Origin of the sequence: Bradyrhizobium sp. BR 10289 (assembly GCF_019455385.1) — a bacterium.
In the GTDB taxonomy this organism is placed as follows: domain Bacteria; phylum Pseudomonadota; class Alphaproteobacteria; order Rhizobiales; family Xanthobacteraceae; genus Bradyrhizobium.
In genome coordinates, this window is record NZ_JACOFR010000021.1 from 114,584 (window position 1) to 127,464 (window position 12,881).

Annotated in this window: 12 protein-coding genes; 5 read left to right on the top strand and 7 right to left on the bottom strand. The window is 64.8% G+C overall.

Annotation, left to right across the window (positions count from 1 at the left end):
* Nucleotides 1-10: 10 nt before the first annotated feature.
* The 3 genes from fabI to fabA all read right to left on the bottom strand — a co-directional run bounded on the left by fabI (nucleotide 11) and on the right by fabA (nucleotide 2,748).
* Entirely contained in the window at nucleotides 11-811 is an 801-nt protein-coding gene (fabI, locus tag HYH08_RS28380; RefSeq protein WP_220013128.1) for an enoyl-ACP reductase FabI, read from the bottom strand.
* A gap of 151 nt (nucleotides 812-962) precedes the next feature.
* On the bottom strand, nucleotides 963-2,186 hold the full coding sequence (fabB, locus tag HYH08_RS28385; RefSeq protein WP_220013129.1) for a beta-ketoacyl-ACP synthase I: 1,224 nt from the start codon (nucleotides 2,184-2,186) through the stop codon (nucleotides 963-965).
* Nucleotides 2,187-2,226: 40 nt separating this feature from the next.
* A complete protein-coding gene (fabA, locus tag HYH08_RS28390) occupies nucleotides 2,227-2,748 on the bottom strand; it encodes a bifunctional 3-hydroxydecanoyl-ACP dehydratase/trans-2-decenoyl-ACP isomerase (protein WP_220013130.1) in 522 nt (173 codons plus the stop codon).
* 354 nt (nucleotides 2,749-3,102) lie between these two features.
* Here fabA and irrA point away from each other — a divergent pair, with 354 nt between their 5' ends.
* Nucleotides 3,103-3,594 (top strand): iron response transcriptional regulator IrrA, encoded by a 492-nt coding sequence (gene irrA / locus HYH08_RS28395; protein WP_008131763.1) that lies wholly within the window; start codon nucleotides 3,103-3,105, stop codon nucleotides 3,592-3,594.
* Between the two features lie 66 nt (nucleotides 3,595-3,660).
* On the opposite strand, the gene HYH08_RS28400 is transcribed toward irrA, so the two are convergent.
* Nucleotides 3,661-4,191: an SH3 domain-containing protein gene (locus HYH08_RS28400; RefSeq protein WP_220013131.1), complete on the bottom strand. Its 531-nt coding sequence runs from the start codon at nucleotides 4,189-4,191 to the stop codon at nucleotides 3,661-3,663.
* A gap of 315 nt (nucleotides 4,192-4,506) precedes the next feature.
* On the opposite strand from HYH08_RS28400, the gene HYH08_RS28405 reads away from it, so the two are divergent.
* Nucleotides 4,507-5,508: a 2-hydroxyacid dehydrogenase gene (locus HYH08_RS28405; RefSeq protein ID WP_220013132.1), complete on the top strand. Its 1,002-nt coding sequence runs from the start codon at nucleotides 4,507-4,509 to the stop codon at nucleotides 5,506-5,508.
* 3 nt (nucleotides 5,509-5,511) lie between these two features.
* Here HYH08_RS28405 and HYH08_RS28410 read toward each other — a convergent pair whose 3' ends face one another.
* The gene (locus tag HYH08_RS28410) at nucleotides 5,512-6,411 is read right to left on the bottom strand and encodes a LysR family transcriptional regulator (RefSeq protein WP_220013133.1); all 900 of its coding nucleotides are present in this window, start codon (nucleotides 6,409-6,411) and stop codon (nucleotides 5,512-5,514) included.
* Nucleotides 6,412-6,526: 115 nt separating this feature from the next.
* Here HYH08_RS28410 and HYH08_RS28415 point away from each other — a divergent pair, with 115 nt between their 5' ends.
* On the top strand, nucleotides 6,527-7,534 hold the full coding sequence (locus HYH08_RS28415) for an aldo/keto reductase (RefSeq protein WP_220013134.1): 1,008 nt from the start codon (nucleotides 6,527-6,529) through the stop codon (nucleotides 7,532-7,534).
* Nucleotides 7,535-7,543: 9 nt separating this feature from the next.
* On the opposite strand, the gene HYH08_RS28420 is transcribed toward HYH08_RS28415, so the two are convergent.
* On the bottom strand, nucleotides 7,544-8,347 hold the full coding sequence (locus HYH08_RS28420) for a HesA/MoeB/ThiF family protein (protein ID WP_220013135.1): 804 nt from the start codon (nucleotides 8,345-8,347) through the stop codon (nucleotides 7,544-7,546).
* A 91-nt stretch (nucleotides 8,348-8,438) separates the two neighbouring features.
* Here HYH08_RS28420 and HYH08_RS28425 point away from each other — a divergent pair, with 91 nt between their 5' ends.
* Entirely contained in the window at nucleotides 8,439-9,797 is a 1,359-nt protein-coding gene (locus HYH08_RS28425) for a serine protease (RefSeq protein WP_220013136.1), read from the top strand.
* A gap of 161 nt (nucleotides 9,798-9,958) precedes the next feature.
* Here the strand turns inward: HYH08_RS28425 and ggt are convergent, their stop codons facing one another.
* A complete protein-coding gene (ggt, locus tag HYH08_RS28430) occupies nucleotides 9,959-11,638 on the bottom strand; it encodes a gamma-glutamyltransferase (RefSeq protein ID WP_220013137.1) in 1,680 nt (559 codons plus the stop codon).
* 243 nt (nucleotides 11,639-11,881) lie between these two features.
* Here ggt and HYH08_RS28435 point away from each other — a divergent pair, with 243 nt between their 5' ends.
* Nucleotides 11,882-12,625, top strand: coding sequence for a nucleotide-binding protein (locus HYH08_RS28435; protein ID WP_220013138.1), 744 nt, complete (start codon nucleotides 11,882-11,884; stop codon nucleotides 12,623-12,625).
* Nucleotides 12,626-12,881 lie beyond the last annotated feature (256 nt).

Below are 12,881 nucleotides of genomic sequence, written 5' to 3' on the forward strand. Positions count from 1 at the left end.
TGGCTGCAGGTTACTCCGGCGCCTTCAGATCGTCCGGCCGGGGCATCAGCACGATATTGTAGCCGCTATCGACGTAGTGAATCTCGCCGGTCACGCCGCCGGAGAGATCCGACAACAGATACAGCGCCGAACCGCCGAGCTCGTCGAGCGTGACGCCGCGGCGGAGCGGCGAGTGCTTTTGCATGAAGGCGAACATTGCGCGCGCCTCGCCGATGCCGGAGCCTGCGAGGGTGCGGATGGGGCCGGCGGAGATGGCGTTGACGCGGATGCCGCGCGGTCCAAAATCGGAAGCGAGATAGCGCACCGAGGCTTCCAGCGCCGCCTTGGCCACGCCCATCACGTTGTAATTCGGCATCGATCGCTCGGACGCACCGAAGGTCAGCGTGATCATGCTGCCGCCGTCCGTCATCAACTCGGCGGCGCGCTTTGCAACCTCGGTGAACGAAAAGCAGGAGATCACCATGGTGCGCGAAAAATTCTCGCGGCTGGTGTCGGCGTAGCGGCCCTTCAGCTCGTTCTTGTCGGCAAAGCCGATGGCGTGGATGACGAAATCGAGCTTGCCCCATTTTTCGCGCAGCACGTCGAAGGTGGTATCGACGCTGGCGATGTCCTCGACGTCGCAGGGCAGCACCAGCTCGACACCGAGAGACTCTGCGAGTGGCTTGACGCGCTTGCCGAGGGCCTCGCCCTGGAAGGTGAACGCAAGCTCGGCACCGTGGGCATGCAGTGTCCTCGCCATGCCCCAGGCGATCGAATGATCATTGGCGATGCCCATGATCAGACCGCGCTTGCCTTTCATCAAACCTTCCATGTGGTTCCCATTATCCTGAGGTCATCGCCCGCCTTGTGCGCACTTGCGCACTGGGGCGGGCGAGCCAGTATTCCAGAGAGGGTCGTGATGGATCGAGAAGCCGCGGCGTACTGGATGCCCCGCTTTCGCGGGGCATGACATCGTGCTGGCCTTACACATCCAGCCGACTGAACACCAGCGTGGCGTTGGTGCCGCCGAAGCCGAACGAGTTCGACAACACGGTGCCGATCTTGACGTTGTCGATGCGCTTGCGAACGATCGGCATGTCGGCGAACACCGGGTCGAGCTCCTGAATGTGCGCGCTCTCGCAGATGAAACCATTGTTCATCATCAGCAGCGAGTAGATCGCCTCCTGCACACCGGTGGCGCCCAAGGAGTGGCCGGTCAGCGCCTTGGTTGCCGAGATCGGCGGGCACTTCTCGCCGGTACCGAACACGCGGCGGAGGGCGTCGATCTCCGGCGGATCGCCTGCAGGCGTCGAGGTCGCGTGCGGGTTGATGTAGTCGACCTTGGTCTTCACCGTCGACATCGCCATACGCATGCAGCGCTCGGCGCCCTCGCCCGACGGCGCAACCATGTCGTAGCCGTCAGAGGTCGCACCGTAGCCGACGATCTCGCCGTAAATCCGCGCGCCGCGCGCCTTGGCGTGCTCGAGCTCTTCCAGCACGAGGACTCCCGCGCCGCCGGCGATGACGAAACCGTCGCGGTTGACGTCATAGGGACGCGAGGCGGTGGCGGGCGTGTCGTTGTACTTCGAGGACATCGCGCCCATGGCATCGAACAGCACCGAGAGCGACCAGTCGAGCTCTTCGCAGCCGCCGGCGAAGATGACGTCCTGCTTGCCGATCTGGATCGTCTCATAGGCATTGCCCACGCAATGGTTCGACGTCGCACAGGCCGAGGAGATCGAGTAATTCACGCCCTTGATCTTGAACCAGGTCGCGAGTGTCGCGGAAGCCGTGGACGACATCGCCTTCGGCACTGCAAACGGTCCGACGCGCTTCGGTCCCTTGGTGCGGGTGATGTCGGCGGATTCGACGATGGTGCGCGCCGAGGGGCCGCCGGAGCCCATGATGATGCCGGTGCGGATGTTGGAGACTTCGTCGGGCGACAGGCCGGAGTCCTGGATCGCCTGCTCCATCGCGATGTGATTCCACCCCGCCCCCTGGCCGAGGAAGCGCATCGCGCGGCGGTCGACCACGGTCGCAGGATCGATCGTCGGCGCACCTTGCACCTGCGAACGGAAGCCGAGCTCGGCATATTTCTCAGCCCGCGAAATGCCCGACTTCGCCTCGTGAAGGCTCGCAAGCACTTCCTGGGTGTTGTTTCCGATGGACGAGACGATGCCCATTCCGGTGACCACAACCCGCCTCATGACAGCCTCGCCTTAATCGTTGTCTTCTCGATGATGCGCGTCAGCCCAGGTTCACGCCCTGCTTGAACAGGCCGACCTTCAGATCCTTGGCGCGATAAATAATCTGGTCGTCGACCGAAAGCCATCCGTCGGCAATGCCGAGCACGAGCTTTGAACGCATCACGCGCTTGATATCGACGTTGTACACAACCTTGCGGGCGTCGGGCAGCACCTGGCCGCTGAACTTCAATTCGTTCAGGCCGAGCGCGCGGCCGCGACCTTCGCCCCCGGTCCAGCCCAGATAGAAGCCGACCATTTGCCACAGCGCATCGAGGCCGAGACAGCCGGGCATGACGGGGTCGTTCTTGAAATGGCAACCGAAGAACCAGAGGTCAGGCTTCACGTCGAGCTCGGCGCGCACCACGCCCTTGCCGAATTCGCCACCATTGTCGTTGATCTCGGTGATGCGGTCGAACATCAGCATCGGCGGCAGCGGCAGCTGGGCGTTGCCCGGGCCGAACATCTCGCCGCGGGCACATGCCAGCAGATCTTCGTATTCGTAACCGTTGCGCCTGTTCAGCATGTACGAGCCTCTGTTCAAATCCCGATTGAGCGGCGTTTCTGGGCAAAAATGGGCCCCGTCCCGGTTGGACGGCAACGCCGATCGCCAACCCTCAGGCGCAACTCCCGCACGCCCCGGTCGGACGGTGGGACCGGGCTTCCATGCCCGGCTGCGCCAAGATCGGCTAAGCGGAACCGCGGGCTCTCTAACACAGGCTATTTCGGTGGCAAAGCGCTCTCATGAAGGTAAAATGACGGGGTCATCGCCCGGTTCCAGAGCTGATTAGAACCTCTCTAGTTGCGAGAAACTTGCATCTGCATCTATCTGTTCTTATATTCACGGGAGATATTGTTCACGCGTGCCCGAAATCTGGAAATGAGCGAGAATACCGCGCCCCATCATGACGACGACGTCCATGCCGCGGCCCTCCTGTCCGGCCGCCAGCCGGCCCTGACCGGTTGCCCCTGGCACGACGTCAACGAGATGCTCCAGTCCGCCGGGCTCCGCCCGACGCGCCAGCGCATGGCGCTGGGCTGGCTCCTGTTCGGCAAGGGTGCGCGCCACCTCACGGCTGAAATGCTGTACGAGGAAGCAACGCTGGCCAAGGTGCCGGTCTCGCTCGCAACCGTCTACAACACGCTGAATCAGCTCACCGACGCCGGCCTGCTGCGTCAGGTCAGTGTCGACGGCACCAAAACCTATTTCGACACCAACGTCACCACCCACCACCATTATTACCTCGAGAACAGCCACGAGCTGGTCGATATCGAGGATCCGCATCTGGCGCTGTCCAAGATGCCGGAGGTGCCGGAGGGTTACGAGATCGCCCGCATCGATATGGTCGTGCGCCTGCGCAAGAAGCGCTGAGATCGTCCGACATCGCAGATTTGATCGTCATGGCCGGGGTTTCCCGGCCATTGTCGTTTCAGGCCGTCAATTGACCTGCTCGTCCGAGTAGACGCCCCAGAGGCGTTCCTGCTGGATCCAGCCGTCAAAACCGTTGCCGGTGACGCGGCACCAGTTTGCAGTGCACTTCTTGACCTGCGTGACGACGCCGGCCTGGAGCTTTGCTGCAACCGCACTGTCGGGATCGGGACGGTCGTAGATCGGCGCGAGCTCGTCCTTGTGCTTCATGGTGACGACCGCGGTGCGGCGGCCCGACAGCAGTGAATGATAAACCCAGCCCTCGGCGCCTTCGGAATCGCGCACCCGGCGCCAATTCTCGAACTCGGCGGTGATTTCGACCGGCAGGCCGGCGCGGGTGTAGACCCAGGCGACGTCATTGTCCTTGGTCGGGCCGGCCCGGACATTCACGTGATCCGATTTGAGACTGACATAGCGCGGCACCGGCAGGCCGCTGGCGGTCTGGGGGGTGGCGTCCTTGGCCGAATGCGAGGGACTGGCCGAGGCGCTCAACCAGGTGCAAACGAGCGCCATCACCGAACAAAAACGCCCCAACGCCATCAACCCGTCTCCTGTCGAAGACCTAGGCCTCATGCCCGGTCCTCACCCCAAATTCCAAACCCTGCCGCGTAACCCCTCTCGCCCCACGCTTGTGTTCCCGAAGCCAACTTGTCTTGGCCCGGCCTTCTGCTAGAGAGGACGGACTTCTGAACAACCAGTTTGCCCCGATTTTCCGGCCGGAAATGTCGGGAGAGCTTGAAGGAAACGCCGGGGACAGACACGGCAGAGGCAGTGTCGAACAACCGGGTTAATGAGGCCTCAACGGCCGGCCCTTGACGACAGGGGCAGGCCTGCAACGCCTCATGAGGGCAGGACATGTCGGTGAAGAAAAAGCCCCTCGTCGTGGTGACGCGCAAGCTGCCGGACTCGATCGAGACCCGGATGCGCGAGCTGTTCGACGCGCGGATCAATCTCGAGGACACGCCGCTGTCGGCCGAGCAGCTCGCGGAAGCCGCGCGCACCGCCGACGTGCTGGTTCCGACCGTCACCGACCACATTAGCGCGGACATCGTCAACCAGCCGGACTGCAGGCTGAAGCTGATCGCCAATTTCGGCAATGGCGTCGACAATATTGACGTCGAGGCCGCGCATGCCCGCGGCATCACCGTCACCAACACGCCGAAAGTCCTGACCGAAGACACCGCCGACATGACCATGGCGCTGATCCTGGCCGTGCCTCGCCGGATGATCGAAGGCGCCTCGGTGTTGACGGAAGGAAAGCCCTGGGCGGGCTGGTCGCCGACCTGGATGCTCGGCCACCGCATCGGGGGAAAGCGCCTCGGCATCATCGGCATGGGCCGCATCGGCCAGGCGGTCGCGCGCCGCGCCCGCGCCTTCGGCCTGCAAATCCACTATCACAACCGCCGTCCCGTCGCCCCTGTCATCGCCGAAGAGCTTGGCGCGACCTATTGGGAAAGCCTCGACCAGATGCTGGCGCGGATGGACATCATCTCGGTGAACTGTCCGCATACGCCGGCGACCTATCACCTGCTCTCGGCGCGGCGGCTGAAGCTGATCCGCAAGGACGCCTACATCGTCAACACCGCGCGCGGCGAAGTGACGGATGAAGACACGCTGATCAAGCTGATCGAAGGCGGTGAGATCGGCGGCGCCGGCCTCGACGTCTACGAGCACGAGCCTGCAGTCAATCCAAAGCTGGTGCGGCTCGCCAAGGCGGGCAAGGTGACGCTGATGCCGCATATGGGCTCGGCCACGATCGAAGGCCGCGTCGAGATGGGCGAGAAGGTGATCATCAACATCCGCACCTTCCTCGACGCCCACAAGCCGCCGGATCGCGTGCTGCCGAGCATGCTCTGAGGCTTATTTGCGCTTGCGCCAGTCGGCGACGAAATCGATGAACGCGCGCAGCGCTGGGGGCGTCTGGCGACGGCTCGGATAATACAGGAACGGGCCCGGAAACGGCTCGCACCAGTCTTCCATCAGGCTGACCAACGCGCCGGATTTCACGGCATCGCCGACATAGCCATCGAGGCTCGCCCAGATGCCGGCGCCGTCGAGCGCGGCGCGCATCGCAAGATTCATGTTGGTCGAGATCAGCTTTGCCGGCGGATCGACCTTTATGATCTGGCCGGCCTTCTCGAACTCCAGATCGTGCATGACACCGCTCGAATAGCGCGCGCGGATGCAATCATGCTCGAGCAGATCCTTCGGATGCTTCGGCCTGCCGCGGCGCGCGATGTAGTCGGGCGATGCGACGACGACGTAGCTCTGCGGACCGCTGAGCGGGATCGCCACCATGTCCTGCGCGAGATGCTCGCCATAGCGCACGCCGGCGTCATAGCCGCCGCTCACGATGTCGACGAAGCCGCTTTCGGAGACGATGTCGAGATCGACCTGCGGATGCGCGGCAAGGAACGGCCCGACCATCGGTGCCAGCACCAGATCGACCGCCGGCGGCGGCGCATTGATCCGCAGCCGCCCCGAGGCGACCTCGCGGAGGCCGCGGACCTGCTCGAGGGCATCGCCGACATCGCGCAGCGCCGGCGCCACCTTCGACAGCAGCAGCTCTCCCGCTTCTGTCAGCGCGAGACTGCGGGTGGTGCGGTTCATCAGGCGGACGCCGAGGCGCTCCTCCAGGTCCCGCAACCGCTGGCTTAGGCTCGACACCGACAAGCGAATTTCGACCGCCGCACGCCGGAAATTGCGGGTGCGGGCGACCGCCACGAAGGCATCCAGATCGCGCAGGTCGGGCTCAGCCATTGTTCGCCAATGTGAACAAGGCATTCCAGATTGTCCAGCTTATCGGCTCAATCGACCAGGCGCATATCTGGCCTCGTCACGCGGCACCATCAGCCGCCTTTTTGGGAGAGCCATCATGGAACAGCGCAAACTCGGGTCGGCCGGCCCGACCGTCTCAGCCCTCGGCCTCGGCTGCATGGGCATGTCGGAAGTCTACGGACCCGCGGATCGCGGCGAGGCCATTGCCACAGTGCACGCGGCGCTCGACGCTGGCATTACACTGCTCGACACCGGCGATTTCTACGCGATGGGCCACAACGAGATGCTGCTCCGCGAAGCGCTGAAGGGTGTGCCGCGCGAAAAATTGCAGATCAGCGTCAAGTACGGCGCTTTGCGTGGGCCGGCCGGCGAATTCGCCGGAATGGACACCAGACCCGCTGCGACCAAAAACTTCCTTGCTTATTCGCTGCAGCGCCTCGGCACCGACTACATAGACATCTACCGCCCGGCGCGTCTCGATCCCGGCATTCCGATCGAGGAGACGATCGGCGGCATCGCCGATCTCGTGAAGGCCGGCTACGTCAAGCATATCGGCCTGTCCGAGGTCGGCTCCGACACCATCCGCCGTGCGCATGCGGTGCATCCGATCGCCGATCTCCAGATCGAATATTCGCTGATCGAGCGCGGCATCGAACGCGACATCCTGAAGACCTGCCGCGAACTCGGCATCGCCATCACCGCTTACGGCGTGCTCGCGCGCGGCCTGATCAGCGGCCATTGGACGAAGGACTCCGGCAAGACCGGCCGCGACTACCGGCTGATGACGCCGCGCTTCCAGGGCGCCAATCTCGACTCCAACCTCGCACTGGTGGAGCAGCTGCGCGCCATCGCGGGCGAGATCGGCGCAACGCCGGCGCAGGTCGCAATCGCCTGGGTGGCGGCGCAGGGCAAGGAAATCATCCCGCTGGTCGGTGCGCGCACCCGCACACGTCTCACCGAAGCGCTCGGCGCGACCAAGGTGACGCTGACGCCGGCGCATCTTGCGACACTGGCAAAAGCCTTCCCGCCGAACGTTGCCGCCGGCACGCGCTACGCGGCCGAGCAGATGGCGCACCTCGACAGCGAGAAGCCGGCCAGCGCGTAACCGGTGTCATCAGGTGCGATGGGCGCCGAGATCCGACATCACGGGCCCATCGCCGTTGAGCGGATTGGCGGGATCACGCGCGTAACGCAGCGTCTCGAAGCGCATCGCGCGCGCATCGATCATCAGCAGGCGGCCGACGAGGCCCTCGCCAAAGCCGACGATCTCGCGGATCGCCTCCAGCGCCATCATCGAGCCCATCACGCCCGCGAGCGCGCCCATCACGCCGGCCTCGGCGCAGGCCGGCACCGTGCCGGGCGGCGGCGCTTCCGGGAACAGGCAGCGATAGGTCGGATTGAAGTCGCCCTGCTCGTTGGTCTCGTGGGCGCGGATCGTGGTGAGCGAGCCGTCGAACGTGCCGAGCGCCGCCGTGATCAGTGGCCGCTTCGCGAAGAAGCAGGCGTCCGAGACGAGATAGCGGGTCGAGAAATTATCGGAACCGTCGAGCACCAGATCGTAGTCACCGATCAGGCTGAGCGCGTTGTCGGCATTGAGCCAGGTGGCATGACCGACGAAGCGGACATGCGGATTGAGCGCCGCAATCCGTTCGGCCGCGCTCTCGACCTTGTGGCGGCCGATATCGGGCGTGGTGTGGATGACCTGACGCTGGAGATTCGAGAGCGACACCACGTCGTCATCGACCACACCGAGCGTGCCGATGCCGGCGGCGGCCAGATACATGAGCGCGGGCGCGCCGAGCCCGCCGGCGCCGATCACCAGCACGGAAGCCTTCTTCAGCGCAGCCTGGCCGGGACCGCCGACATCGCGCAGCACGATATGGCGGGCATAGCGTTCGAGTTCGTCCGGGCTCAGCACCTTCTCTTACTCCTGAACCACCCCAATCCTGTTCGCGACCAACGAGATGTGCTTCAATGGCAGCGCGTTCAATGGGCTGGCTGGATTTGTCATGAGATCGATGCTTGCGGCAACACTGATGTTGGCGTCTGCCACAGGCGCGAGCGGCCAGATGACGACGCCACAAATCCCCGGCCCCAAGCCGAAAGTGGTCCAGACCGTCCCCGTCAAGCCGCCCGCGCTGCAGACGCCGTCAGAAACGGCGGATGGCATGACGCAAGCAGAGCGGCTGTCGCTGCAGTCGGATCTGGCCTGGGTCGGCCAGTATAACGGCGCCATCACCGGCGACGTCTCTACGCGCATGGTCGAGGCCATCAAGGAGTACCAGAAGCTCAAGGGCAGCAAGCCGACCGGCGTGCTCAATCCGCAGGAGCGGGCCGTGCTCGCCGAGACCGCCCGGCGCAAGCAGGACAGCGTCGGCTGGAAGATCGTGACGGAGATGACCAGCGGCGCGCGGCTCGGCATTCCCGGCAAGCTGGTGCCGAATCAGACGACCGACGCCAACGGCTCGAAATGGACCTCGCCGACCGGAACCGTGCAGGTGCTGCTCAGCCGCCGCAAGGAAGCGAACCCGACCACGGCAAAACTCGCCGATGCCGAGAAGAAGGAGCCGAACCGCAAGGTCGACTACACCGTGGTGAAGCCCGACTTCTTCGTGCTGTCAGGGTTGCAGGGCCTGAAGAAGTTTTACGTGCGCGGCACCTTCAAGGGCGACGAAGTCCGCATCATGACGATCCTCTATGATCAGGCCACCGAGAATACGGTCGAGCCGGTCGTGATCGCGATGTCGAGCGCCTTCAACGCGTTTCCGACGGGGCCGCTGGCGGGGCCAGCGCCGCGCAAGACCGTCGAGTATGGCACCGGCATCGTCGTCAGCGACGACGGCGCGATCGTCACCGACCGCCTCGTCACCGACAGCTGCCTTGCGATCACCATCGCCGGCTTCGGCAGTGCCGATCGCCTCGCCGAGGACAAGGAGCACGATCTTGCGCTGCTGCACATCTACGGCGCGCGCGGCCTGAAGCCGCTCAGCCTCGCAGGCGGCTTGGCGAAAACGAGCGTCGATGTCGTCGGCATCGCCGATCCGCAGAGTCAGGGCGGCGCCGCCGGCGTGTCCAGCCTCAAGGGCGCACTGGCGCCGGTCACGTCAAGCGACTCTGCGCTGTCGCCGCCGCCCGCGGTCGGCTTCTCGGGTGCCCCGGCCATCGATAGCGACGGCAAGTTCGCGGGTGTCGCACTGTTGAAGCCGGCGGTGCTCGCAGGGCCCGCGACAGCGGTGCCGGCGTCGCAGGCGGTGATGGTGTCCGCGGAGACGGTGCGGGATTTCCTGAAAGCGAACGCCGTCACCGCGAACGGCACATCGACGGATGCGAAGGCTGCCGTCGTGCGCGTGATCTGCGTGCGGAAATAAGGCCGGCGGCAAACACAACTCTCGTGTCCCGGACGCGCTGCAACGCGTAGCGTTGCTGCGCAGAGCCGGGACCATGCATCCTAAAATTCTATGCAAGAAAGCTTCTGGGCCCCGGCTCTGCGCAGCGTCACTGCGTGCCGCAGCGCGTCCGGGGCACGAGATCAAGCGAGCCTGAACCTGACCCCGGCCTTCGCGAGGCCTCCAGAAATGCCGACCGGCGTGCCGTCGGCGCGCCAGCAGGCGGCGCCGGTCATGGTGCCGTCGTCGTGGAAGGCGATGCCGTTCATGCCGCCGGCGACGGTCGGAACGGGCTGCACCTTATGACCGAGCGCCGCGAGCTTTGCGCGCACGGCTTCCGGTACCTTCTGCTCGACTTCGAGCGCATTGCCCTCGGTCCAGACCCGCGGTGCCTCGACCGCTTCCTGCAAACTCATGCCATGGTCGATCAGATTGACCAGCGCCTGCATCGCGCTGGGGAAGATGCGCTTGCCGCCGGGCAGGCCGAGCGCATAGCGCAGCTTGCCGTCACGCAGCGCCATCATCGGCGACATCGAGGTCGTGACGCGCTTGCCCGGCGCGACCGACAATGCGTGGCCCGGACGCGGATCGAACAGGTTCATGTAATTGTTGGCGATGGCGCCGAGGCCCGGGATCATGATCTTGGCGCCGAGCAGATTGTTGATGGTCTGCGTGGTCGCGACCACGTTGCCAAAACTGTCTGCCGCCGTCATGTGGGTGGTGTGCGCACTTTCGAGCTGCGTCACGCCGGCGCCAAAGACTTGCGCGCGCGCCGGGTCGATGGCGCGGCGGCGTTCCTCGGCATAGGCCTTCGAGGTCAGCTTCTCGACGGGCACACCGACATAGTCAGGGTCTCCGCTGGCGGCGGCGCGGTCGGCGAAGGCAATCTTCAAGACTTCCGCAAGATAGTGAATGGTCTCTGCTGTACCGAAGCCGAGATTGCCGATGTCGTAACCCTCGAGAATGTTCAGCATCTGCGTGATATGCACGCCGGAGGCCGCGGGCGGCGGCGGGCCGAAAATGGTCCAGCCGCGATAGTCGGCGCGAATCGGCTGCCGCTCGACGGTCTTGTAGTTCGTGAGATCGTTGCGGCGGATGAAGCCGCCGGCCTTTTCCATGTAGTCGGCGAGAATGTCGCCGAGCGGCCCTTCATAGAGCGCCTTCTCGCCGTGATCGGCGATGTACCGCAAGGTTTCCGCATATTCCGATTGCACCACGCGCTCGCCGACCTTCAGCGGCTCGCCGTTGGGCAAGAACACCGCCGCAATCGGCTTGTCCTTGCGCATCTCAGCAGCGCATTCGCTGATGCATTCGTGCAGGTACGGCGTCGCCGCATAGCCGCGGGCGGCGTGCTTGATGGCAGGCTGCATCACGTCGGCGAGGCTCATGGTGCCGAACCTTTGCAGCGTCTCGCACCAGGCTTTCAGCGAGCCCGGCGTCGCAACCGCCTTCGCCCCGTTGAGGTTCTCGTTGCCGACGGTGTCGAACACGTCATGGGCCGAACCGGGCTTGGAGGTGTAGGTGGTGTCGCGCACCGACACGGGTGCGGTGCTCTGGCCGTCGATGAAGCGGTGGCTGCCGTCGGCAAGCCTGATATGCGCCATGCCGCCGCCGATGATGCCGACCATCATCGGCTCGACCACGGTGAGGGTGAACAGGGTGGCGATCGCGGCATCGATGGCGTTGCCGCCGGCGGCCAGCATCTCGGCGCCGGCGCTGGAGGCCAGCGGGTGATTGCTCACCACCATGCCGCGGCTGGAGACCGCCGGCATCTTCTGGCAGTCGAAGCTGGTTGCCGTCCGGTCGCGCCAATTTCCGCTCATGCCGCTCGCCTCTCTTATTCACGGCGGCGAGCACATCATAGGCGCGATGACGGGTCCAGTACTGGTACGGATTAACTGGCATTCCCGATTCTGCCATCATCGTATCAGTTGATTCGGACATCCGCGGTCCCCTTTGGATCGGGCAGGGCACGTCCTGAGCGAGAAGAGCTCAGCATCGAGAAGCGATGCACGTTCGCGTGGCGTTTTCCCGAGACCCAAGCAATCCAAAGGATTCATCTTCCAATGCACACGATCGTACTCGCCACCCAAAAGGGCGGCAGTGGCAAAAGCACCCTCGCCATCGGCCTCGCGCTGGCGGCCAAGCAGGCCGGCTTCACCGTTCGCCTGATCGAGACCGACCCGCAGGGCACCCTCTCCAACTGGCAGCGCCGCCGTAACAATGACGACCTCGTGGTCGAGCCGATCTATCACGCCGCCGACATCGAGCCGCGCCTGAAGATGCTGGCCGACAGCGGCCTGCAGCTCGCGATCGTCGACACTGCGGCCGGCCTGTCCGCCGCCACCACCGCCGCGATCCGCCATTCCGACCTCTGCCTGATCCCGGCCCGCCCGAGCGTCGCCGACATCGAGGCGACGGTCTCCACCGTCAGCGTCGCGCGCGCCTGGAAGCGTCCCTACAGCTTCGTGCTGAACCAGACCCCGATCCGCGGCCAGCGCATCGACAACGCCGCCAATACGCTTGCGGAGGAAGCCGCGCTCGATCTCGCTGAGGTGCTCGCGCGCCCGCTGATCGTGATGCGCAACGACCACCAGGACGCGCTCGCGAGCGGCCTCGCCGTCAGCGAGTTCGCGCCGAACGGCAAGTCGGCGGACGAGATCCGCGGCCTCTGGCGCTGGATCGAGACCCGGCTCGAGCTCGAAGCCACCACCAATGTCCTGATCGACCAGGTCATCTCGGCCGCCAACGGCGTGCTTCATATCGCCGCCGAACAGACGGCGGACGAGACCACGACACTGGCGTCCTGAGCGGGGCGATCGCTCGGACGACAGCTGGCCCTTCGCCATCCGGAAGGGCCTTTAGCGACGAAGCAATCCGGTCACCAGCCCGGCCGGATTGCTTCGCTTCGCGTTTGGGCGGTGGCGAACGCACCCTCGAACGAAATCTCGAAAACAACCCCGTGCACAGTAGAACCGCTGCCGGCGGAAGAATTGCGGCGACGGCGCGCAGACGTCTGAACTGTCAGGCAAAACGGCTGCGCTCGCAATGACGGGTGGAGAGAGG

What these genes read in the sequence shown, in the direction of transcription:
- ggt (WP_220013137.1), bottom strand. Translation starts at nt 11,638, where the DNA reads ATGAGCGGAAATTGGCGCGACCGGACGGCAACCAGCTTCGACTGCCAG.
- irrA (WP_008131763.1), top strand. Translation starts at nt 3,103, where the DNA reads ATGAGCGAGAATACCGCGCCCCATCATGACGACGACGTCCATGCCGCG.
- HYH08_RS28405 (WP_220013132.1), top strand. Translation starts at nt 4,507, where the DNA reads ATGTCGGTGAAGAAAAAGCCCCTCGTCGTGGTGACGCGCAAGCTGCCG.
- HYH08_RS28435 (WP_220013138.1), top strand. Translation starts at nt 11,882, where the DNA reads ATGCACACGATCGTACTCGCCACCCAAAAGGGCGGCAGTGGCAAAAGC.
- HYH08_RS28425 (WP_220013136.1), top strand. Translation starts at nt 8,439, where the DNA reads ATGAGATCGATGCTTGCGGCAACACTGATGTTGGCGTCTGCCACAGGC.
- fabB (WP_220013129.1), bottom strand. Translation starts at nt 2,186, where the DNA reads ATGAGGCGGGTTGTGGTCACCGGAATGGGCATCGTCTCGTCCATCGGA.
- HYH08_RS28410 (WP_220013133.1), bottom strand. Translation starts at nt 6,411, where the DNA reads ATGGCTGAGCCCGACCTGCGCGATCTGGATGCCTTCGTGGCGGTCGCC.
- HYH08_RS28415 (WP_220013134.1), top strand. Translation starts at nt 6,527, where the DNA reads ATGGAACAGCGCAAACTCGGGTCGGCCGGCCCGACCGTCTCAGCCCTC.
- fabA (WP_220013130.1), bottom strand. Translation starts at nt 2,748, where the DNA reads ATGCTGAACAGGCGCAACGGTTACGAATACGAAGATCTGCTGGCATGT.
- fabI (WP_220013128.1), bottom strand. Translation starts at nt 811, where the DNA reads ATGGAAGGTTTGATGAAAGGCAAGCGCGGTCTGATCATGGGCATCGCC.
- HYH08_RS28400 (WP_220013131.1), bottom strand. Translation starts at nt 4,191, where the DNA reads ATGGCGTTGGGGCGTTTTTGTTCGGTGATGGCGCTCGTTTGCACCTGG.